The organism is Comamonas sp. (assembly GCF_036666375.1).
In the GTDB taxonomy this organism is placed as follows: domain Bacteria; phylum Pseudomonadota; class Gammaproteobacteria; order Burkholderiales; family Burkholderiaceae_C; genus Comamonas.
Genome location: NZ_JAVWWA010000021.1, coordinates 1 through 22,536, shown reverse-complemented (window position 1 = coordinate 22,536; position 22,536 = coordinate 1). Strand labels below are relative to the sequence as shown.

Sequence of the window (22,536 nt, the reverse complement as noted above, 5' to 3'; positions counted from 1 at the left end):
GGAAGCACTATTCACTGGCTTAGGTCTGTGACCAACGCCAGGCCCGCCCCTAAACCCTCCCCAGCGCCCGCAACACATTCTCCGCCGTCGCCGGCGCCGTGAGCGCCAGCGGTTGGCGCGCCAGCGCGCCGCTGCGCGTCGCCGCGATCGCATTGCGCAGGGCTTCGTAGACGCTGATGGCCAGCATGAACGGCGGCTCGCCCACGGCCTTGCTGCCGCCCACGTTGTCTTCGCGGTTGGCCTCGGGCCAGAGGTCGACGCGGAAATGCGCGGGAATGTCGCCGGCCGTGGGAATCTTGTAGGTGCTGGGAGCGTGCGTGGTCAGCAAGCCCTTGTCGTTCCAGACCAGCTGTTCGGTCGTGAGCCAGCCCATGCCCTGCACGAAGCCGCCTTCGATCTGGCCGACATCGATCGCCGGGTTGATGCTGTGGCCCACGTCGTGCAGGATGTCCACGCGCAGCACGCGGCTCTCGCCGGTCAGCGTGTCGACGGCCACTTCGGTGCAGGCCGCGCCATACGCGAAGTAGTAGAACGGCCGACCCGTGAGCGTGTGCTTGTCGTAGTGGATCTTGGGCGTGCGGTAGAAGCCGTCGCTCCACAGCTGGATGCGGTTGGCAAAGGCTTCGCCGACCACATCTTCCCAGCGGCGTTCGCTCTTGGGCGTGCGCACCAGGCCGCCGACGAAATCCACCGCGCCCGCGCCGCAGTGGTCCAGGCCGGCGACGAATGCCGCGAGGTTGTTGCGCACGGTGCGCGCCGCGTACTGCGCCGCGCGGCCGTTCAGATCGGTGCCGCTGGAGGCCGCCGTGGCGCTGGCGTTGGGAATCTTGCTGGTGTCGCTGGCCGTGACCAGCACCCGCGCCAACGGCACGCCCAGTTCGTCGGCGACGATCTGCGCCACCTTGGTGTTCAGGCCCTGGCCCATTTCGGTGCCGCCATGGTTCACCTGCACGCTGCCGTCGGTGTAGACATGGACCAGCGCGCCCGCCTGGTTGAACAGCGTGGCCGTGAAGCTGATGCCGAACTTGACGGGCGTGATCGCCAGGCCGCGCTTGATGATGGGCTGGCCGGCGTTCCAGGCCGCGATCTCGGCCTGGCGTGCGCGGTAGTCGGCCGACTCGGCCAGCGTGGGCAGCAGCGCGTGCAGGATGTTGTCTTCGACGCGCATCTGGTAGTGCGTGAGGCTGCGCGGCCCCTGCGGGTCGGCGTCGTAGAGGTTGTGCAGGCGCACGTCGAACGCATCGCGGCCCAGCTGGCGCGCGATGTCGCCGATGATGGCCTCGATGACGATCACGCCCTGCGGGCCGCCAAAGCCGCGGAACGCCGTGTGGCTCTGGGTGTTGGTCTTGCAGCGGTAGGAGGCGATCTCCACGTCGCTGAGGAAATAGGCGTTGTCGGCGTGGAAGATCGCGCGGTCGGCGACCGGGCCCGACAGGTCGGCCGAGAAGCCGCAGTTGACCAGCATCTCCAGCTGCAGCCCGGTGATGCGGCCGCTGTCGTCGAAGCCCACATCGTATTCGTAGGCAAACGGGTGGCGCTTGCCGGTGATCATGAAGTCGTCGTCGCGGTCCAGCCGCAGCTTGACCGGGCAGCCGAACTTGTGCGCGGCCACGGCGGCCCAGACCGCCAGGTGGCCGGCCTGGGTTTCCTTGCCGCCAAAGCCCCCGCCCATGCGCCGGCATTCGACCTTGACCGCGTGATTCTCGAGGCCCAGCGCGTGCGCGACCCAATGCTGGACTTCGCCCGGGTGCTGGGTGCTCGACAGGATCTGCCACTGGCCCTGCTCCAGCGGCAGCGCATAGGCAATCTGGCCTTCGAGATAGAAATGCTCCTGGCCGCCGACTTCGAGCCGGCCGCTGAGCCGGTGCTCGCTGCGCATCAGCGCGCCCTGGGCGTCGCCGCGGCGCACGAACACCGGTGGCAGCACATAGCTTTGCTGCGCATGCGCGCTGTGCACATCGAGCACCGCGGGCAGGGCCTCGATATCGCATTCGACCAGGCGCGCGGCGCGGCGCGCCTGGCGCATGCTGTCGGCAATGACCAGGCCTATGACCTGGCCCACATGCTGCACGCTGTCGATGGCAAACACCGGCTCGTCGTGGCCGAACGCGGCCAGCAGCTTGTCGCCGGGCACGTCGGGCGAAAGCACCACGCCGCGCACGCCGCGCAGCGCCTGGGCCGCCCGGCTGTCGACGCCGCGCAGCCGGCCGTGGGCGACTTTCGACAGGATGGGCGCGGCATACAGCGTGCCTTTGGTTTCGGGCAGGTCATCGATGTAGTTCACCGTGCCCAGCACCTGGGCGCGGGCGCTTTCGTGGAAATGCGACTGGCCCATGGCGGGCAGAGCGCGCGCGGGCGCCAGCGCCGCGGCGACTTCGGGGGAGAGCGGGTGAAGGACTTTCATGCCTTGGCTTTCTGGACGGCGGCCGCTTGTGCCAGCGGAATGAGGGTGGCGAGCACGGGTCCTGAACCCGTGCTTTCAAGCCAGTAGCGTTCGAGCAGATGCGCGAGCAGCGCACGGCGGTACTCGCCGCTGGCGCGCATGTCGGACAGCGGCTGGAACTCATTGCGCAAGCTGTCGGCGGCGCGCGCCAGCGTGGCCTCGCTCCAAGGGGCGCCGGTCAGCACGGCTTCGGTGGCGCGCGCGCGCACCGGCGTGGCCGCGACGCCGCCCACGCCAATCGACGCCGCCTGCACCTGGCCATCCCGCAGCGTGAGCTGTATCGCCAGGCAGACCGCGGAGATGTCGTCGTCGGTGCGCTTGGAGACCTTGTAGGCGCGCAGCAGTTCGCCGGCACGCGGCTTGGGCACTTCGATGTGCGTCAGCACTTCGTCGGCGGCCAGCTGGTTCTTGCGGTAGCCGGTGTAGAAGTCTTCGAGCGGCAATCGGCGCTGGCCGCGCAGGCTGGCCAGCACCACCTGGGCGCCCAGGGCGATCAGCAGCGGCATCGAGTCGCCTATGGGCGAGCCGTTGGCGACGTTGCCGCCCAGTGTGCCCGCGTTGCGCACCGGCAGTCCGGCAAAGCGCGCGGCAAATTCATCGAGCTGCGGCCACAGCGCCTGCAGCGCCGCAAACGCCTGGGTCAGCGTTGCCGCCGCGCCTATCACCAGCTGTTCGCCGCTGGCGTCTATCTCGCGCAGCTCGGCGACGCGCGTCACGTCGAGCACCTGGCCGAACTCGCGGAACTGCTTGGTGACCCACAGGCCTACATCGGTGCCGCCGGCCACGATCTGCGCCTGGGGATGTGCGGCGCGTGCCTGCAGCAGTTCGGCCAGCGTGCGCGGCGCAAGGTAATCGGCGCCTTCAAGCGCGGGCGCGGCCAGCTGGTGCAGCTGAGCGAGCAGCGCGGCCTCGTCGACCCGGGCGCGCGGCAGATCGGCCATCTGCTGGGCGGCGTCGAGAATGGGGCGGTAACCGGTGCAGCGGCACAGATTGCCCGAAAGATCATGCTGGGCCTGCTCGCGCGTGATGGCCTGGCCCTGGCACACGCGGTTCTGGTACATGCCGAACAGGCTCATCACGAAGCCCGGCGTGCAAAAACCGCATTGCGAGCCGTGGCAGCTGACCATGGCTTCCTGGGCCGGGTGGATGCTGGCGGCCGGGTCGCGCGCGATCAGCGGGTCGCGCGTGAGATCCTCCACGGTCCACAGCGCCAGCCCGTGCACGGAATGCGCCAGGCGTATGCAGCTGTTGATGGCCGAATAGCGCAGCTGCTCGCCTTCGGCCGAGGCCACGGCCTCGCCTATCACCACCGTGCAGGCGCCGCAATCGCCTTCGGCGCAGCCTTCCTTGGTGCCGGTGCAGCCCAGGTCTTCGCGCAGGACTTCGAGAAGCGTGCGTTCGGGCGGCACAGCGTGCAGTGTCACGGTCTGGCCGCGGCGTATGAATTGCAAGGCAGAGAGGGTCATGGATCGACGTGGAGAAAGCAGCGGGGAAACATCGGGGGTGGGGCCATGGTGCCATGGCTCTGTTACCTAGCAATTTTCATGCGCCGCGCGCTCCGCGTCCATCGGTGCCGCACCCGAGGCGCGGGCCAACGCTACGGTAAAGCACCGATGCGCACGGGTTTTGCTTGCAGCAGACTGGCCGATTGCGCGTTTACGCACGGTTGCGGGCGCAGTTGTCCGGCAAGCACCCTGCATGCCGGCCGCTGGACACGCTGTTTCGAGGCGGGCGAAGGAGTGCGCCGTGCAATGCGAAGCGTGACTTTGTTGCTATATTTTTAATAGCTTATTGGCTAAGCCAGGCAAGCACTTGCAGGATATCTTATGGAATGTGTTTGCAAAATTGAGAGACAATCGCGCCCATGAATCCCCCTGAAACAAATTCCGCGCCCGGCATGCCACCGCCGCGCTTGCAATTGACGGGCATTACCAAACGTTACCCGGCCGTCGTGGCCAACAGCGGAGTCTCGCTGACGGTGCAGCCCGGCGAAGTGCATGCCGTGCTGGGCGAAAACGGTGCGGGCAAGTCGACGCTGATGAAGATCATCTACGGCTCGGTCAAGCCCGACGAAGGCCTGCTGCAGGTCGATGGCAAGGTGGTGCAGATCCGCAATCCGCAGGAAGCGCGCCAGCTGGGCATTGCCATGGTGTTCCAGCACTTCAGCCTGTTCGACACGCTCACGGTGGCGGAAAACGTCTGGCTGGGCCTCGACAAGCAGATCGCGCTGGCCGAAGTGGTGCGCCGCATCGACGAAACCGCGAGCCTCTACGGCATGTCCATAGACCCGCAGCGCCCGGTGCACAGCCTGTCGGTCGGTGAAATGCAGCGCGTTGAAATCATCCGCGCGCTGCTCACGCGCCCGCGCGTGCTGATTCTCGACGAGCCCACCTCGGTGCTTACGCCCCAAGCCGTCGAGAAGCTGTTCGTGGTGCTGCGCAAACTCGCTGCCGAAGGCTGCAGCATTCTCTATATCAGCCACAAGCTGCATGAAATCCGCGAACTGTGCGACAGCTGCACGGTGCTGCGCGGCGGCAAGGTCACGGGCGTATGCCGTCCGGGCGAGGAATCGAACGCCTCGCTGTCGCGGCTGATGATTGGCGCCGAGCCGCCCGCGCTCACGCACCGCGAAGTCGCCACCGGCGCCACCGTGCTGCGCGTGCAGGGCCTCACCTTGGCGCGCACCGACCATTTCGGCGTTGATCTCGCCGGCATCGATTTCGAAGTGCGCGCCGGCGAAGTCGTGGGCATCGCGGGCGTCTCGGGCAACGGCCAGAAGGAGCTGCTCTACAGCCTGTCGGGCGAAGACCGGCGCGCCGCGCCGGCCATGGTCCAGGTCTCGGGCCGGGACGCGGGCCGCATGTCGCCGCGCCAGCGCCGCGCGCTGGGCCTGCATTTCGTTCCCGAGGAGCGGCTGGGCCGGGGCGCCGTGCCGTCGATGAGCCTGGCGCACAACCTGCTGCTCACGCGCGACGACGCCGTGGGCCGCGGCGGCTGGCTGCGCATGGATGTGCTGCACAGCCAGGCGCGCGGCATCATCGAGCGCTTCAAGGTCAAGGCCGGCGGCCCGCATTCGGCGGCCAAGTCGCTGTCGGGCGGCAACCTGCAGAAATTCATTGTCGGCCGCGAGATCGAAGCCAGGCCCAAGCTGCTGATCATCTCGCAGCCGACCTGGGGCGTGGACGTGGGCGCGGCCGCGCAGATCCGCGGCGAAATCCTGGCGCTGCGCGATGCGGGCTGCGCCGTGCTGGTGCTCAGTGAGGAGTTGGACGAATTGTTTGAAATCTGTGATCGACTGCATGTCGTGGCCAAGGGCCAGCTGTCGCCTTCCGTGCCCCGGGCCCAGGCCACGGTGCAGCGCATAGGCGAATGGATGAGCGGGCTGTGGCATGACGAACCCGCGCATGGCGCGGCCGCGGGAGGTGCACATGCTCAAGCTTGAACCCCGCCCCCAGGTCTCCAAGGTCTGGACCTATGCCTCGCCGGTGCTGGCGCTGGCGATCACCGTGCTGATCGGCGTGGCGCTGTTCATGCTGCTGGGCAAGGACCCGGTGCGCGGCCTGCAGGCGTTCTTCTGGGAACCGATCAAGTCGGGCTATGCGCTGGGCGAACTGGTGATGAAGGCCACGCCGCTGCTGCTGGTGGCGCTGGGCCTGGCCGTGTGCTTTCGCTCGAATGTCTGGAACATCGGCGCCGAAGGCCAGTTCGTCATGGGCGCGATTGCCGCGGGCGGGCTGGCGCTGCTGGCCGACAAGAACACCGGGCCCTGGATCGTTCCGGCGATTCTCGTGGCCGGCGTGCTCGGCGGCATGGTCTGGGCCGGCATCGTCGCCTTCCTGCGCGACCGCTTCAACGCCAATGAAACCCTGGTCAGCCTGATGCTGGTCTATGTCGCCATCCTGGTGCTGGGCTATCTGGTCTACGGCCCGTGGAAGGACCCGCAGGGCTACAACTTTCCGCAGAGCAAGACCTTCGAGCGCGTGACGCAGATCCCCAAGCTGATCGACGGCATGCGCATGAACATCGGCGTGATCCTGGCGCTGCTGGGCGCGGGCCTGCTGTGGGCGTTCCTGGCGCGCACGCGTGCCGGCTTTGCCCAGCAGGTCAGCGGCCTGGCGCCGGCGGCCGCGCTGTATGCGGGCTTTTCCTCGCGCCGCGCGCTCTGGACCGCGCTGCTGATCTCCGGGGGCGCGGCGGGACTTGCCGGTGCGCTCGAAGTCGCCGGCCCCATGGGCCAGCTCACTCCCTATGTTCCCGCCGGCTACGGTTTCGCCGCCATCATCGTGGCCTTCGTCGGGCGTCTGCACCCCGTGGGCATGATCTTCTCCGCCATTCTCATGAGCATGTTCTATATCGGTGGTGAGCTCGCGCAGTCGCGCCTGGGCCTGCCCAAATCCCTGACCGGCGTGTTCCAGGGCCTGCTGCTGTTCGCGCTGCTGGCCTGCGACACGCTGGTGAGCTACCGCCTGCGCTGGCAGCGCACGCCGCGCGCGGCAGCCGCCGCCGTGGCCAAGGGAGGCGCGTAATGGAGTCGTATGCATTGCTGTTCGGCTCCACGCTGAGCGCCGGCACCGTGCTGGCCCTGGCGGCCCTGGGCCTGCTGATCAACGAGAAGGCCGGCATCATCAACCTGGGCGCCGAAGGCATGATGCTGTGCGCGGCAATTGCCGGTTTCGCGGCCGTGGTCCACACGGGCAACACCTGGGTGGGCTTTGGCGCGGGCATGGCCGCGGGCGCGCTGCTTGCCGGCCTGTTCGGTCTGCTGGTCATCTGGCTCAACACCAACCAGCAGGCCACGGGCCTGGCGCTGACGCTGTTCGGCGCCGGCTTCTCGGCGTTTGCCGGCCTCAACTATGTGCAGGCCAAGCTGCCCGAGCTGCCCAAGTACGCGATTCCCGGCCTGGCCGACATTCCGCTGCTGGGCCCCGCGCTGTTTCGCCACCATCCGCTGGTCTACATCGTGGTGCTGCTGGCGATCGCGATGATCTGGTTCCTCTACCGTTCGCGCGCCGGCCTGGTGCTGCGCGCCGTGGGCGAGTCGCCCGAGTCGGCGCATGCGCTGGGCTACAACGTGCGCGGCATACGCCTGGCGGCGGTGATGTTCGGCGGCGCGATGTGCGGCCTGGCCGGGGCCTTCATCTCCGTGGTCTACACGCCGCTGTGGGTCGAGGGCATGGTGGCCGGGCGCGGCTGGATCGCGCTGGCGCTGACCACCTTCGCCACCTGGCGGCCGGCGCGCGTGCTGCTGGGCGCGTATCTGTTTGGCGGCGTGACCATGCTGCAGTTCCATCTTCAGGCTTCGGGCGTGCAGCTGGCCAGCCAGCTGCTGAGCATGCTGCCGTACCTCGCGACCATCGTCGTGCTGGTGCTGATTTCGCGCAATCCGGCCTGGATTCGTGCGAACATGCCGGCCTCGCTGGGCAAGCCGTTCTACCCCGGCTCCTGAAGCGGTACTTTCCATAACAAGCAATCCGAGGAACAAGAATGACGAACCTGCAAAAACGCTCCCTTCTCAAAGCCGCCGCGCTGTCGGCCGTGAGCCTGGCCGTGCTGGCCGGCTGCGGCAAGAAGGAAGAGGCCGCTGCGCCCGCTGCCGCACCCGTGGCGGCCGCTGCCGCCGAACCGCTGAAGATCGGCTTCATGTACGTGAGCCCGGTGGGCGACGGCGGCTGGACCTTCCAGCATGAGAAGGCGCGCCAGGCGCTGCAGGCCGAGTTCGGCGACAAGATCCAGACCTCGCTGGTCGAAAGCGTGCCCGAAGGCCCGGACGCCGAGCGCGTGCTGCGCGACATGGTGGGCCAGGGCAACAAGCTGGTGTTTGCCACCAGCTTCGGCTACATGGAGCCGGTGCAGAAAGTCGCTGCCGACAGCAAGGGCGTGAAGTTCGAGCACGCCACGGGCTACAAGACCGCCGACAACGTGCGCACCTATGACGCGCGCACCTATGAAGGCGCCTACCTGGCCGGCATCATTGCGGGCGGCATGACCAAGTCCAACCAGATCGGCGTCGTCGCCTCGGTGCCGATTCCCGAAGTGCTGCGCAACATCAACAGCTACGTGCTGGGCGCGCAAAGCGTCAACCCCAAGATCACGGCGCGCGTGGTCTGGGTCAACGAATGGTTCAGCCCGCCCAAGGAATCCGAAGCCGCGACCACGCTGATCAACGGCGGCGTCGACGTGCTCTACCAGAACACCAACTCGCCCGCGGTGCTCAAGACCGCCCAGGAGCGCGGCGTGCGCGCCTTCGGCAAGGATTCGGACATGAGCGCCTACGCGCCCAAGGCCCACCTGGCTTCGGCGGAAATCAACTGGCTGCCGTACTACAAGAAGATCACGCAGGACACGCTGGCCGGCACCTGGACCACGGGCCAGGACTGGTGGGGCGTGAAGGAAGGCGCGATGGATCTGGTGAACATTGCCGAAGACGTTCCACAGGACCTCAAGGACAAGGTCGCCGCCGCCAAGGCCGGCCTCAAGGACGGCAGCTTCCACATCTGGAAGGGCCCGCTCAAGGACAACACCGGCAAGGAACTGCTGGCCGAAGGCGCCAACGGCGACCATGCCTTCCTGAGCGGCATCAACTTCTACGTGGCCGGCATCGACGGCAACGTGCCCGGAGCCACCAAGTAACTGCCATGGCAGGCGCGTTACTTGCTAGTTGCTTTGCATCCAGGCGACCTGGCAGGGGCGCGCCCCACGGCCCGGGCTCCGGCCATGTTCCCGTTGTTTTGACTTTGCTTTTTTCCAAGGAAGAAATATGACTGATCTGCACAAGCGTTCGATGTTCAAGCTGGCGGCGCTCACGGCCGTCGCCGCCGCGGCCCTGGCCGGCTGCGGCAAGAAGGAAGAGCCCGCGCCCGCGCCCGTGGCCGCGCCCGAAGCCGCTGCGCCGGCCAAGCCCGAGCCCTTGAAGATCGCGTTTGCGTATGTCGGTCCGGTCGGCGACGGCGGCTGGTCGTATGCCCACGACCAGGCGCGCAAGAAGCTCGAGCAGGAGTTCGGCGACAAGATCCAGACCAGCTATGTCGAGAGCGTGCCCGAAGGTCCGGACGCCGAGCGCGTGCTGCGCGACATGGCCGGCCAGGGCAACAAGCTGATCTTCGGCACCACGTTCGGCTACATGGAAGCGCTGCAGAAGATCGCTCCCGATTTCTCGGGCGTGAAGTTCGAGCACGCCACGGGCTACAAGACCGCGGCCAACGTGCGCACCTACGACAGCCGCACCTACGAAGGCGCGTATCTGGCGGGCATCATTGCCGGCGCGATGACCAAGAGCAACACGCTGGGCGTGGTCGGCTCGGTGCCGATTCCCGAAGTGATACGCAACATCAACAGCTTCACGCTGGGCGCGCAGTCGGTCAATCCCAAGATCAAGACCAAGGTGGTCTGGGTCAACGAATGGTTCAGCCCGCCCAAGGAAACCGAAGCCGCGACTTCGCTGATCAACGGCGGCGCCGACGTGCTGTTCCAGAACACCGACTCGCCCGCCGTGCTCAAGACAGCGCAGGAAAAAGGCAAGCGCGCCTTCGGCTGGGATTCCGACATGACCGCCTACGGCCCCAAGGCCCACCTGGGCTCGGCCATCATCAACTGGGCGCCTTACTACAGCAAGGCCACCAAGGAAGCGCTGGACGGCAGCTGGGCCACGGGTTCGAGCTGGTGGGGCGTGAAGGAAGGCGCGATCGACCTGGTGTCCATCGCCGAAGACGTGCCGGCCGAGATCAAGACCAAGGTCGAGGAAGTCAAGGCCGGCCTCAAGGACGGCAGCTTCACGATCTGGAAGGGCCCCATCGTCGGCCAGGACGGCAAGCCCGTCGTTGCCGCCGACACCGTGGCCGATGACAAGTTCCTGTCGGGCGTGAACTTCTACGTCAAGGGCGTGGAAGGCAACGTTCCCGGCGGCGACAAGAAGTAAGTCTTTACCTGAACGCCAGGTCATAAGGGCTGCCGTCGGCAGCCCTTATGCTTGGCGAATACACTCGGCGCGATGGAAAAATCTCTCTGGCATCCGGTGGCTCTGACCGAAGCCGTCGTGCATGCGCCGCTGGCCGTGCGATTATTGGAACAGGACCTGGTCCTGTGGCGCGATCTGGCCGGGCAGGCCCATGCGTTTGTCGACCGCTGCCCGCACCGCGGAGCGCGGCTGTCGATGGGCCGCGTGCAGGCCGACCGGCTCGAATGCCCGTACCACGGCTGGCAGTTCGAAGGCGACGGCCATTGCGCGCAAGTGCCTGCCGTGCCCGACTTCGTGCCGCCGCCCGCGCATTGCGTGCGCGCGTTTGCGCTGCAGGAGCGCCATGGCCTGGTCTGGGTGCAGCTCGAAGCCGCCGAGATCCCGCTGCCGCAGTTTCCCGCGGAAGACGACGCGCGCCTGCGCAAGCTCAACTGCGGCCCCTACGACGTGGCCGCGAGCGCGCCGCGCATCATAGAGAACTTCCTCGACATGTCGCACTTCGGCTTCGTGCACGAAGGCTGGCTGGGCTCGCGCGACGCCACGGCCATGGAGCGCTATGGCGTCGAGACCACGCCCACGGGCGTCAAGGCAACCAACTGCAAGGTGCGCCAGCCGCAGTCGAACCTGCATTCCACGGCCGCGGCCGACGTGCACTACACCTACGAAGTCACCGATCCCTACACGGCCTTGCTCAACAAGCTGCCCGAGGAGGGCACGAGCAAGGATGGCTGGTATGAATCGATAGGCCTGTTCATCTGCCCGGTCACGCCCGAATCCAGCCGTGTCTGGTTCCGTCTCGCGGTCGCCGACTTCGAGACCGCCGACGCGCAGCTGCAGGCGTTCCAGCACACCATCTTCACGCAGGACCAGCCGGTGCTGGAATCGCAACAACCCAAATGCCTGCCGCTCGATCCGCGCGCAGAATTGAACTCCGCCGCCGACCGCATGTCGGTTGCCTATCGCCGCTATCTCAAGTCGCGCGGCATTTCCTTTGGAGTCTGCTGATGTCCCATGCCCTGACCGATGCGTCCCTGGCGGCCCTGCTGCGCGACATGCCCAAGGCCGAGCTGCATATCCACATCGAAGGCTCGCTCGAGCCCGAGCTGATCTTCGCGCTGGCCGCGCGCAACAAGGTGGAGCTGCCTTACGCCGACGTCGAGGCGCTGCGCCGGGCCTATGCGTTCACCGATCTGCAGAGCTTTCTCGACATCTACTACGCGGGCGCGAGCGTGCTGCTGCACGAGCAGGACTTCTACGACATGGCGCGCGCCTATCTCGCGCGCGCGGTCAGCGACCATGTCGTGCATGCCGAGATCTTCTTCGATCCCCAGACCCATACTTCGCGCGGCGTGCCCATGGCCTCGGTGATCAACGGCCTGTACCGCGCCTGCCGCGACTCCGAGCGCGACTGGGGCATTTCCTGCGCGCTGATCCTGAGCTTTCTGCGCCACCTCAGCGAGGACGATGCGTTCAAGACGCTGGCCCAGGCCATGCCGCTGCGCGACCGCTTCATCGGCGTGGGCCTGGACAGCAGCGAGCTGGGCCACCCGCCCGAAAAGTTCGCGCGCGTGTTCGCGCAATGCCGCGAGCTGGGCCTGCACCTTGTCGCCCATGCGGGCGAAGAGGGGCCACCGGCCTATATCTGGGGCGCGCTCGACACCTTGCAGGTGGAACGCATAGACCATGGCGTGCAGGCGCAGCACGACAGCGCGCTGATGCAGCGCCTGGCGCGCGAGCGCATTGCGCTCACCGTGTGCCCGCTGTCCAATCAGAAGCTGCAGGTGTTTCCCGATCTCGCCCAGCACAACCTGCCGCAGATGCTGGACGCCGGCCTGATGGTCACGGTGAACTCCGACGACCCGGCGTATTTCGGCGGCTACATCAACGAGAACTTCGCGCAGCTGTTTGCCGCCACCGGCATGGGCGCGGCCCAGGCCTACCAGCTGGCGCGCAACAGCCTCGAGGCCAGCTTCGTCGGCGAGGCGCGCAAGCGCGCCTGGATCGAACAGCTCGACGAGTGCTTTGTGCGCCATGGCGCCGAGGATGCGATTGCCGCGCAGTGAAGCGTTGGGCTTGGGAGAATGGTTGATTCATTGGTCCCTGGCTTGCCTCGCTGGCCGCCTCAAAGGATGAACGGCCTGGCGGCTTGAGGATCGGGCGTTCATGGTTCGACAGGCTCACCATGAACGGCTTTCCCACTTCGCCCTGCGCTTCGGGAATGAGGACTGGCTGTCCGGGGCTCAGCCCAGCGCCGCACGCAGTTGGGCCGCATAGCCCGCAATCACCTCCGGCCCCGGCTCCTTGCGCGGCCAGGCAAAGCTCACGCCGTCGCCGGTGTGGCGTGCCACCACATGCACATGGAAGTGGCCCACGGTCTGGCCGCCGGCTGCACCATTGGCCTGCAGCAAGGTGATGCCGTCGGGCGAAAACGCGGCCTGCTGGGCCCTGGCCAGGCGCTGCGCGGTCTGCATCACGGCCGCGGCCTCGGCCTCGGTCAGGTCCAGCAGCGTGGCCGCATGGCGCTTGGTGGCGACCAGCACATGGCCGGGCGTGACCTGGCCTATGTCCATGAAGGCCAGCGTCAGTGCATCTTCATGCACGCGCGCCGCGGGCAGTTCGTTGCGCACGATGCGGCAGAAAATGCACTCGCCCGGGGGCGAACGGTCGACAAACTCAGGCATGTTTCTATCTCCTTTGGCTTGAGGATAGGACGCGCCGTGGCCGCCGTGCCAGCGCAGAAACCCTGCGCCGGTCGGCATCTGCGGCGCAGGCTAGAATCCGCCCCGCCTGCTTCCAGTGCCCGCTGGGGCAGGCCTTGTTTTTTCCGGGCCATGTAGAGGACCACCATGTACAAAAACCTCGCAGCCGCGCTCGCGGCCGCCTGTTTTTTCGCTCCCGTTTCTTCCCAGACTGCGGCCAAGATCGACGCCGACAAGCCCTTGTGGGCGGCCTTCGTCTATGTCACGCCGGTGTTCGACGCCGGCTGGACGCACCAGCACGACGCGGGCCGCAAGGCGGCGCAGGCCGCGCTGGGCGGGCAGCTCAAGACCACCGTGGTCGCCGATGTCGCCGAAGGGCCGGACGCCGAGCGCGTGCTGCGCGATCTCGCGCGCAATGGCCACAAGTTGATCTTCACCACCAGCTTCGGCTACATGGAGCCCGCGCTGCGCGTGGCGCGCGATTTTCCCGATGTGAAATTCGAATCGATCACGGGCTACAAGCGCACGGCCAATGTCGCCACGGCCAATGCGCGCTACTACGAAGGCCGCTATTTGTCGGGCATTGCCGCGGCGCGCATGAGCAAGAGCGGCGTCGCGGGCTATGTCGCGGGCTTTCCCATCCCCGAGGTGCTGCAAGGCATCAACGCCTTCACGCTGGGAATGCGCTCGGTCAAGCCGAACGCCCAGGTCAAGGTGATCTGGCTCGACACCTGGTTCGATCCCGCGAAGGAGCGCGATGCGGCGATGACGCTGATGAACCAGGGCGCGGACGTGCTCGCGTTCCATTCGGCGACCAATGCGGTCATGGTCGCGGCGCAGGAGCGCGGCAAGTTCGCCATCGCCTACCACTCCGACATGCGCCAGGTCGCGCCCGATGCGCAGATCCTGGCCGTGACCCACCAGTGGGGCGACTACTACACGCGGCGCGCGCGCGCCGTGCGCGACGGCAGCTGGACCAGCGGCGATGTCTGGGGCGGGGTCAAGGACGGAATGATCCGCCTCGAAGCGTTTGGCCGCAAGGTGCCCGCTGCCGTGCAAAAGGAAGTGCTGGCGCAGCAGCAGCTGATGGCACAGGGCCGTATCCAGCCGTTTGCCGCTGCCAAGGCCGATGTGCGCGACAACGCCGGCCATGTGGTGATCCCCAAGGGCAGCCAGCTCAGCGATGCGCAGATCCTCGACATGAAATGGCTGGTCGAGGGCGTGCAAGGCACGCTGGGCCATTGAATACAACACGGTTTTTCACCGCCTGCCGTTAAGCTTCTCGCATGCATATCTATCGCGGCGCCCTGTTGCGCTTCACCCCCGAAGGCCAGCCCCTGTACGACGAAGACGGGCTGCTGGCCGTGGCGCGCACGCCCGATGGCCGCGCGCGCGTGCAGGCATCGGGCAGCTGGGCTGCGCTGTCGCCCGCTTATGCGGGCCTGCCCGTGCAGCACTTTGCCGGGCGGCTGATCGCGCCGGGTTTTGTCGACCTGCATATCCACTACCCGCAGACCGATGTGATCGGCGCGCCCGCCGACGGCCTGCTGCCCTGGCTGGAGAACTACACCTTTCCGCACGAGCAGCGTTTCGTCGACGCCGCCTACAGCGCGGAAGTCGCCGATTTCTTCATTGCCGAACTGCTGCGCAACGGCGTGACCACGGCGCTGGCGTTCGCCACCAGCCATCCCGCCTCGGTCGATGCGCTGATGGGCGCGGCGCAGAAAGCGCAGATGCGCCTGGTCACGGGCAAGGTGTTGCAGGACCGCAATTCGCCCGACGGCGTGCGCGATGCGACCGAGCAAAGCCTGCTCGACACCGAGGCGCTGATACAGCGCTGGCACGGCGTGGACCGGCTCGGCTACGCGATCACGCCGCGCTTTGCGCCGACGAGCTCCGAGGCTCAACTGCGCGGCGCGGGCGAACTCGCGGCGCGCTATCCCGATGTCTGGATACAGTCGCATGTCGCCGAGAACCTCGACGAGATAAGCTGGGTGCGCGCGCTGTTTCCGCAGGCGCGCAGCTATCTGTCGGTCTACGACGACTTCGGTCTGCTGCGCGAACGCGCGGTCTATGCGCACTGCATCCATCTCGACGCCGAGGACCGCGCGCTGATGCGCGCGCGCGGCGCGGCCGCCGCCGTAAGCCCGACCAGCAACCTGTTCCTGGGCAGCGGTTTCTTCGACTATGCCAGCGCGCGCGAGGCCGGCTTTGCCCATGGCCTGGCCAGCGATGTCGGCGCGGGCACGAGCTTTTCGCCGTTTCACACCATGCTCGCGGCCTATGCGGTGGGGCGCGAAGGCCAGACCAAGCGCGGGCTGAGCCTCGCGCCCGCGGATCTGTGGTGGCAGCACACGGGCGGCGCGGCCGCGGCCATGGGATTGGGCGGCGTGGTCGGCAATCTGCTGCCGGGCTGCGAAGCCGACTTCGTGGTGCTCGACCCGCAAGCCACGCCGCTGCTGGCGCGCAAGACCCGCGCCGCGCGCAATCTCGATGAACTGCTGTTCGCGCTGATCGTGCTCGGAGATGACCGGGTGGTCGAGCAAACCATTATTTCTCAAGCAAAATAGCCTGTTACGCTTGGTTTTCAGGCGTCTGAGCAGTATTTGCAGGAATTCCCATGAGCATCAAGAGCGACAAGTGGATCCGTCGCATGGCGGAAAGCACCGGAATGATCGAGCCCTTCGAGCCCGGCCAGGTGCGCGAGGCCGAAGGCCGCAAGATCATCAGCTACGGCACCAGCAGCTATGGCTACGACATCCGCTGCGCGCCCGAATTCAAGGTGTTCACCAACATCCACAGCACCGTGGTCGATCCCAAGAACTTCGATGAGAAGAGCTTTGTCGATTTCGAAGGCGACAGCTGCATCATTCCGCCCAACAGCTTCGCGCTGGCGCGCACCGTCGAGTATTTCCGCATTCCGCGCAATGTGCTGACGATCTGCCTGGGCAAGAGCACCTATGCGCGCTGCGGCATCATCGTCAACGTGACGCCGTTCGAGCCCGAGTGGGAAGGCTATGTGACGCTGGAGTTCTCCAACACCACGCCGCTGCCGGCGCGCATCTATGCGGGCGAAGGCTGTGCCCAGGTGCTGTTCTTCGAAAGCGACGAAGTCTGCGAGACCAGCTACAAGGACCGCGGCGGCAAGTACCAGGGTCAAAGCGGCGTCACTCTGCCACGCGCCTGAATCTCTGACCGGGGCGTTGCCCGCCTATAGGCTATTTCCGACATCGGTCAGCGCATTTGTCCGTATGTTTCTGTCACACACAACTCTTACCATGCACTGTCTATATGGCAGACATGGGGTGTGCCGGAACGATCAGGAGGTCTTATGCTGGCGATGTTCAAGTTTGCGTGGCGTGCGCCCATGAACCGCGGTCTGCATGCACCTGTTCTCGCTGCGGACCCCGACTGCGGCATGCGTGCCGCGCCTGAAAATCCCTGGCGCGCCGAGCGCTGTCACAGCGCCTACTGGCCGCAGCACGAACTCGACACCTTCATCTTGAAGATGGCTGGCCATGGGCGCGCCGTACATGCGGCAATGATGCTGGGCGATCTGGGCTACGCGCGCCAGCAGCTCGCTGCGGCCGCCGAGATCGATTGTCCAGAACTGCGCGCACTGAGCGTGCGGCTGTCGGCCTATTTCAATCATCCTCCCTGCGCGCGTACCGCCGAAACCCATTGAAGGGCGGGGCCGTATTCACAGGTGCATCACGGCGCGATTGCGCCCTGCGGTCTTGGCTGCATAAAGCGCTGCGTCGCTGCGGCGCAACATCGCGTTTCCATTTTCGTCTTCGGGTCGCAATGCCGACACACCGGCACTGATGGTGACCGTGCCCGCGTCGTCCCTTGCAAGTGTCGCGACGACCACCAGCAATTGTTCGGCCATCTCGAGTGCTGTCACGGGCGCGGTGTCGGCCAGCAGCACGATGAACTCCTCGCCGCCGAGCCGGGCCACGGCATCCGATGCGCGCAGCCTGGTCTTGAGTTGCTGCGCGAGCGTGCGCAGCACGTTGTCGCCGACTTCGTGGCCATAGGTGTCGTTGACGCGCTTGAAGTGGTCCACATCGATGGTGATGACGCTCAGTGGGCGGCCGCTGCGCTGGGCCAGCGCGACCGCGGTCGCGAGGCGCGCGTCAAAGCCGCGGCGGTTGAGCAGCCCGGTCAGCGGGTCGCTGCTGGCCTGGCGCTCGAGCTCCTGGTTTGCGTGCTGGAGCTCCAGCGTGCGCTGGCGCACGACTACCTCCATCTCTTCGTTCATGGTCAGCAGGCGGCGCGTCATGTGATCCAGCGTGCGCGACAGGCGCTGCACTTCGCGCGTGCTGTCGGCCTGCGGCACGACTGCGCCGGGTGTGCCGGCTTCGATGTGCAGCGCGGCGCGCGACAGGCTGTTGAGGTCTTCGCTGAGACGGCGCGCGGCCAGCGAAGCGATCAGCGCGGCCAGCATGGCGGCCGCGATGCCGCCCGCCAGCGCCTGGAGCACGGCGGTGTCGGCGCCGACGAAAGCCGTGGCCACGGGCTGGCGCACGACCACGTTCCAGCCCAGGTCGCTGGCGAGGTTGCGCGCCGGCAGACGCGTCACTGCCGTCAGGAAAGCTGTCCTGGCATCCTCCCATTGCGCCAGGCCCGCGAGTCCCGGCGTGGTCATGCTGTCGCGTGCGCTCGCGGACGGCTGTTCGGTCTGCGGCAGTTTCTGGCCCAGCGCCACATAGGGCGCGATGCGGCCATCGGGCGCATAGAGAATTTCTCCGCGGCGGTCGAACACGAACAGTTCTATTTGTGCATGGTCGGCATAGGTGGGGCGCAGCTCTTCGAGTACATCGCGCGCCCAGTCCCAGCTCAGATGCATGCCCAGCACGCCTACGGTCTCGCCGTGGCGGAAAATCGGTGCGGAAAAGTCGAGGAAGCGCTGCGGCTCGCCGCTGCTGCTCGGCGGCAGTCTGCTGGCCAGCCCTTCGAAAGCATGCACGTCGCCGACATAGAGATCCTTGAGGCCGGCCTGGAACCAGGGCTGATCGGCTACGTTCTTGCCTTGCAGAATGCGGTTGGAGTCGGTCGGGACATGGCCGTGGATATCGGCCACGCCTATCCAGCGGCTGTAGGGGCGGCTCGAATGCATGCGCTGCAGCAGCGGCAGCACTTCCGGTGCGTCTATGCCTTTTTCCCAGAGGTCCTGGGACGAGCCCAGTACCTGCATCAGCCGGCTGCGCTCGAACAGGCCTTCGGCAAGTACCTTGGCCGCGTTGTGGGCGACCATGTGCAGCGAGGCCGCGGCCTCCTGCTGTATGCGCCATTTGAGCAGCTCGCCAAAGGCCAGCGACAGCAGCACGGCGACCAGCGCGACCAGGCTGCCGAAGACCACCGCAATCTGCGTGCGCAGGCTCCAGGGGCGGCGCGGGGGCGGCGGGTGGGAGTGCGGCGGCAAGGGCTGGCTCATATGTGCACCCCGATCGCGGCGGCCGGGGCCGCGCGGGCGACGGCCCCATGGTATCCACGCAGGAACATCCGCAGCGGCGCTGAGCGGCGGGCAGTGAGGAGGTGCATGGCCTCGAATGTACACAGGTCAAGTCCGCAGCGCTTGTAGGAGCTTGGGCCTGCTTGGCGCAATTTGCGCGGCGGGCGCTGCGCCCGGGCCTGCGCCGACGTAATATGCCGTTGATCGCGCCGCGCATGCCGGCGCAAAAGGAGTTTTTATGCGCTGGGACGGCAACCGGGAATCGGAAAACATCGAAGACAGACGCGGCCAGGGAGGCGGCTCACCGGTCTTCGGCGGCCGCAGCATAGGCATAGGCACGATCGTGGTGGCGCTGATCGGCGGCTGGGTGCTGGGCATCAACCCGCTGACGCTGCTGGGCATGCTCAGCGGCGGCGGCAGCCCGGTCGCGGTGCAGCAGCCCGCGCCGGCGGGCCGGGCGCCGGCCGACGACACCATGGCGCGCTTTGTGTCGACCGTGCTGGCCGACACCGAAGACGTCTGGGGAGACCTGTTTCGCAAGAATGGCGGCAGCTACCAGCAGCCGCGCCTGGTGCTGTTTCGCGGCGCGACGCAGACTGCCTGCGGCACGGGCCAGTCGGCCATGGGGCCGTTCTATTGCCCTGCTGATCAAAAGGTCTATATCGATCTGGGCTTTTACCAGACGCTCAAGGACCAGTTGGGAGCGCCCGGCGATTTCGCCCAGGCCTATGTGATTGCGCATGAAGTGGGCCACCATGTGCAGCATCTGCTGGGCATCACCGACAAGGTCGACAGCATGCGCGGGCGCGTCAGCAAGGCCGAGCAGAACCAGCTGTCGGTGCGGCTCGAGCTCCAGGCCGACTGCCTGGCCGGCGTCTGGGCCCACCATGCGCAGAATGCGCGCCAGATCCTCGAGCAGGGCGACGTGGAAGAGGCGATGAACGCCGCCGCCAAGATCGGCGACGACGCATTGCAGCGCTCCGCGGGCGGTGCCGTCGTGCCCGACAGCTTCACCCATGGTTCCAGCGCGCAGCGCCAGCGCTGGTTCCACAGCGGCCTGCAACGCGGCGAACTCAAGGGCTGCGACACGTTCAGCGCCAGGCAACTGTGACGCCACGACACCCCTGCGCGCAGGGGTTTGTCGTGCATAAGCTGCGCATGAAGCCCTTGAATCGCCGGGGCAAATAGGTGGGTTCGCCGCTAGGTGCGACAATAGTAGGCTAAATGACAAGTTCTTTTTCCAATTTATCCCTGTCGGAACCCCTCGCCCGTGCCGTTGCCGAGATGGGCTATGAGTCGATGACGCCCATTCAGGCGCAGGCCATTCCCGTTGTCTTGACTGGCAAGGACGTGATGGGCGCCGCCCAAACGGGTACCGGCAAGACGGCCGCGTTCTCGCTGCCGCTGCTGCAGCGTCTTCTCAAGCACGAAAACAGTTCGACTTCGCCCGCGCGCCATCCGGTGCGTGCGCTGGTGCTGTTGCCGACGCGAGAGCTCGCTGACCAGGTCGCCCAGCAAATCGCGCTGTACGCCAAATACACCAAGCTGCGCAGCATGGTGGTGTTCGGCGGAATGGACATGAAGCCCCAGACGGCCGAGCTCAAGAAGGGCGTCGAAGTGCTGGTGGCCACGCCGGGTCGTCTGCTCGACCACATCGAGGCCAAGACCGCCATCCTCAACCAGGTCGAATACGTGGTGCTCGACGAAGCCGACCGCATGCTCGACATCGGCTTCCTGCCCGATCTGCAGCGCATCCTGTCCTACCTGCCCAAGACCCGCACCACCTTGCTGTTCAGCGCGACCTTCTCGCCTGAAATCAAGCGCCTGGCCGGCAGCTACCTGCAGGACCCGGTGACCATTGAAGTCGCACGGCCCAACGAGACCGCGTCCACCGTGGAGCAGCGCTTCTTCAGCGCCGCCGACGAAGACGAAAAGCGCCTGGCCATCCACAAGATCCTCAAGGAACGCGGCATCCGCCAGGCCTTCATCTTCTCGAACAGCAAGCTGGGCTGCGCCCGCCTGACGCGCACGCTCGAGCGCGACGGCCTGCGCGCCACGGCGCTGCATGGCGACAAGAGCCAGGATGAACGCCTCAAGGCGCTCGAAGCCTTCAAGGCCGGCAATGTCGACCTGCTGGTCTGCACCGACGTCGCCGCGCGCGGTCTGGACATCAAGGACGTGCCCGCGGTGTTCAACTACGACGTGCCGTTCAACGCCGAAGACTATGTGCACCGCATAGGCCGCACCGGCCGCGCGGGCGCCTCGGGCCTGGCGGTCACGCTGGTGTCCTCGCGCGACGCGCGCCAGGTCGGCGAAATCGAGAAGCTGATCAAGAAGAAGATCGACGTCGAGGCGCTGCAGCTCGAGCAGCCGCGCCAGCAGGGCCGCATGAACGACGGCCGCCGCGCCTGGCGCGGCGAAGGCGAAGACACGGCGCGCGGCGTCGTTGGTCGCCCGGCTCCGGCACCGCGTTCCTCGCGTCCGGCCTCGCGCCCCGCGGCCGATCCGTTTTTCGACCGGCCTTACGTGGCTGCGGCCGCGGCCCCCGCGGCCACCTGGGACGACACGCGCCAGCCCGCTTCGCGCCCTTCGATCAAGTCCAAGCGCAAGGTCGCGGCCCTGTTCCGCGCGCCGGAGCTTGCCCAGTCCTGATCGGCTGACGCCAACGCAAAAAAAGCGCCGTGAGGCGCTTTTTTTGTGTCTGGGCGGGCGGCTTAGCCATCGACTTTGACGTTGGCTTCCTTGATCACCGTTGCCCACTTGGCGACTTCGGCTTTCTGGAATGCCGCGACCTGGGTGGTCGACAGCGTCGACGGCTCCATGCCCATGGTCTTCAGGCGGCCCTGCATGTCGGGCGTGGCCAGGATCTTGGCGATTTCCTGGTGCAGGCGCTGGACGATGGCGTCCGGCGTATTGGTCGGCGCGAAGATGGCCTGCCACGAGGTGACCTCGAAGTCGCCCAGGCCCTTGAGGCCCGATTCCGCGACCGTGGGCACGTCCTTGAGCGACTCGATGCGCTGCTTGGACGTCACCGCCAGCGCGCGCAGCTTGCCGCTCTGGATGTGCGGTGCGGCAACCACGGTGGTGTCGAACATCATGTCGACCTGACCGCCCATCACGTCCTGGATCGCCGGGCCGCTGCCCTTGTAAGGCACATGGGTGAACTTGACGCCCGACTTCCAGGCCAGCATTTCCAGCGCCAGATGCTGCGACGTGCCCGCGCCAGCCGAGGCTGACGACAGTCCGCCCGACTTCTTCTGCGAAGCTTCGAGCACGTCCTTGAGGCTCTTGTACGGGCTGTTGGCCGGAACCACCAGCACCAGCGGGTTGGTGCCTATCAGCGTGATCGGCGTGAACGACTTGAGCGGGTCATAGCCCAGCTTGGGGTACAGGCTCACGTTGATCGCATGCGAGCTGATCGTGCCGCCCAGGATGGTGAAGCCATCGGGCGCGGTGCGCGAGGCGAGCTCGGAGCCCACGCTGCCGCCCGCGCCGGCCTTGTTGTCGACGACCACCGTCGTGCCCAGCGCCGGGCCCAGTTGCTGGGCAATCAGGCGTCCGAGCTGATCGGTGGTGCCGCCTGCGGCGAAAGGCACCATGTAAGTGATGACCTTGGCCTTGGGCCAGTTGCTCTGTGCCATCACGGCCGCAGGCATGCAGGCCAGGGCCAGCGGAGCGGCCGCGGCCTTGAGTAGTTGTCGACGTTGCATGAGATTTGTCTCCTGGTTGAAATGAAATGCCGCCTGTTGTTTCAGGCGTGCAGGGGATGTAGTTGTCAGGTCACCGGGGCGGGGTTGAAGAGCACCAGCGAGTTGTGCAGCTTCCAGTGCTCGGCCCAGGTCTTCTTGCGGCCGCTGGCGATTTCAATCATCAGATGGAACAGCTCCCAGCCCATGTCCTCTATCGTCGCCTCGCCGTCGGCAATGCGTCCGGCGTTGACGTCCATCAGGTCATGCCAGCGGCGCGCGAGATCGCTGCGCGTGGC

Annotated in this window: 18 protein-coding genes and 1 pseudogene; 13 read left to right on the top strand and 6 right to left on the bottom strand. The window is 66.6% G+C overall.

The features are described from left to right. Positions 1-49: 49 nt before the first annotated feature. Entirely contained in the window at positions 50-2,335 is a 2,286-nt protein-coding gene (gene xdhB / locus RR928_RS07645) for a xanthine dehydrogenase molybdopterin binding subunit (protein WP_332535910.1), read from the bottom strand. A 65-nt stretch (positions 2,336-2,400) separates the two neighbouring features. Further along, the gene (gene xdhA / locus RR928_RS07640) at positions 2,401-3,909 is read right to left on the bottom strand and encodes a xanthine dehydrogenase small subunit (RefSeq protein WP_332547791.1); all 1,509 of its coding nucleotides are present in this window, start codon (positions 3,907-3,909) and stop codon (positions 2,401-2,403) included. A gap of 398 nt (positions 3,910-4,307) precedes the next feature. Between xdhA and RR928_RS07635 the strand changes: the two genes are divergently transcribed. From RR928_RS07635 to RR928_RS07605, 7 genes are all read left to right on the top strand, one after another. After that, a complete protein-coding gene (locus RR928_RS07635) occupies positions 4,308-5,885 on the top strand; it encodes an ABC transporter ATP-binding protein (protein WP_332535872.1) in 1,578 nt (525 codons plus the stop codon). Next, positions 5,872-6,969, top strand: coding sequence for an ABC transporter permease (locus RR928_RS07630; protein ID WP_332535874.1), 1,098 nt, complete (start codon positions 5,872-5,874; stop codon positions 6,967-6,969). The genes RR928_RS07635 and RR928_RS07630 overlap by 14 nt, the downstream gene beginning before the upstream one ends. Next, positions 6,969-7,889, top strand: a complete 921-nt coding sequence (locus RR928_RS07625) for an ABC transporter permease (protein WP_332547793.1) — start codon at positions 6,969-6,971, stop codon at positions 7,887-7,889. The genes RR928_RS07630 and RR928_RS07625 overlap by 1 nt, the downstream gene beginning before the upstream one ends. A gap of 38 nt (positions 7,890-7,927) precedes the next feature. Next, positions 7,928-9,073 carry a BMP family ABC transporter substrate-binding protein gene (locus RR928_RS07620; protein WP_332535876.1) on the top strand — a complete coding sequence of 382 codons (1,146 nt, stop codon included), beginning with the start codon at positions 7,928-7,930 and terminating at the stop codon, positions 9,071-9,073. Positions 9,074-9,200: 127 nt separating this feature from the next. Continuing rightward, positions 9,201-10,358: a BMP family ABC transporter substrate-binding protein gene (locus RR928_RS07615; RefSeq protein ID WP_332682032.1), complete on the top strand. Its 1,158-nt coding sequence runs from the start codon at positions 9,201-9,203 to the stop codon at positions 10,356-10,358. Positions 10,359-10,430: 72 nt separating this feature from the next. Next, positions 10,431-11,402 (top strand): aromatic ring-hydroxylating dioxygenase subunit alpha, encoded by a 972-nt coding sequence (locus RR928_RS07610; RefSeq protein WP_332535880.1) that lies wholly within the window; start codon positions 10,431-10,433, stop codon positions 11,400-11,402. Beyond that, on the top strand, positions 11,402-12,460 hold the full coding sequence (locus tag RR928_RS07605) for an adenosine deaminase (protein ID WP_332535882.1): 1,059 nt from the start codon (positions 11,402-11,404) through the stop codon (positions 12,458-12,460). Before RR928_RS07610 ends, RR928_RS07605 begins: the two co-directional genes overlap by 1 nt. 177 nt (positions 12,461-12,637) lie before the next feature. Here the strand turns inward: RR928_RS07605 and RR928_RS07600 are convergent, their stop codons facing one another. Beyond that, positions 12,638-13,078, bottom strand: a complete 441-nt coding sequence (locus tag RR928_RS07600; RefSeq protein WP_332547794.1) for an HIT family protein — start codon at positions 13,076-13,078, stop codon at positions 12,638-12,640. Between the two features lie 165 nt (positions 13,079-13,243). On the opposite strand from RR928_RS07600, the gene RR928_RS07595 reads away from it, so the two are divergent. From RR928_RS07595 to RR928_RS07580, 4 genes are all read left to right on the top strand, one after another. Then, a complete protein-coding gene (locus RR928_RS07595) occupies positions 13,244-14,341 on the top strand; it encodes a BMP family ABC transporter substrate-binding protein (protein WP_332535885.1) in 1,098 nt (365 codons plus the stop codon). A 41-nt stretch (positions 14,342-14,382) separates the two neighbouring features. Then, positions 14,383-15,666 carry a guanine deaminase gene (gene guaD, locus RR928_RS07590; protein WP_332547795.1) on the top strand — a complete coding sequence of 428 codons (1,284 nt, stop codon included), beginning with the start codon at positions 14,383-14,385 and terminating at the stop codon, positions 15,664-15,666. Between the two features lie 50 nt (positions 15,667-15,716). Further along, a complete protein-coding gene (gene dcd, locus RR928_RS07585; protein ID WP_332535889.1) occupies positions 15,717-16,283 on the top strand; it encodes a dCTP deaminase in 567 nt (188 codons plus the stop codon). Between the two features lie 180 nt (positions 16,284-16,463). After that, positions 16,464-16,781, top strand: a complete 318-nt coding sequence (locus RR928_RS07580) for a hypothetical protein (protein WP_332535891.1) — start codon at positions 16,464-16,466, stop codon at positions 16,779-16,781. Between the two features lie 15 nt (positions 16,782-16,796). Here RR928_RS07580 and RR928_RS07575 read toward each other — a convergent pair whose 3' ends face one another. Further along, positions 16,797-18,533, bottom strand: a complete 1,737-nt coding sequence (locus tag RR928_RS07575) for a sensor domain-containing diguanylate cyclase (RefSeq protein WP_332547796.1) — start codon at positions 18,531-18,533, stop codon at positions 16,797-16,799. Positions 18,534-18,789: 256 nt separating this feature from the next. Between RR928_RS07575 and ypfJ the strand changes: the two genes are divergently transcribed. Then, positions 18,790-19,662 carry a KPN_02809 family neutral zinc metallopeptidase gene (gene ypfJ, locus RR928_RS07570; RefSeq protein WP_332535894.1) on the top strand — a complete coding sequence of 291 codons (873 nt, stop codon included), beginning with the start codon at positions 18,790-18,792 and terminating at the stop codon, positions 19,660-19,662. 113 nt (positions 19,663-19,775) lie between these two features. After that, on the top strand, positions 19,776-21,203 hold the full coding sequence (locus RR928_RS07565; RefSeq protein WP_332682028.1) for a DEAD/DEAH box helicase: 1,428 nt from the start codon (positions 19,776-19,778) through the stop codon (positions 21,201-21,203). A 62-nt stretch (positions 21,204-21,265) separates the two neighbouring features. Here the strand turns inward: RR928_RS07565 and RR928_RS07560 are convergent, their stop codons facing one another. Both RR928_RS07560 and garD read right to left on the bottom strand, forming a co-directional pair. After that, positions 21,266-22,261 (bottom strand): Bug family tripartite tricarboxylate transporter substrate binding protein, encoded by a 996-nt coding sequence (locus tag RR928_RS07560; protein ID WP_332535897.1) that lies wholly within the window; start codon positions 22,259-22,261, stop codon positions 21,266-21,268. 65 nt (positions 22,262-22,326) lie between these two features. Next, positions 22,327-22,536 (bottom strand): annotated as a pseudogene (gene garD, locus RR928_RS07555) (galactarate dehydratase); the annotation flags it as partial.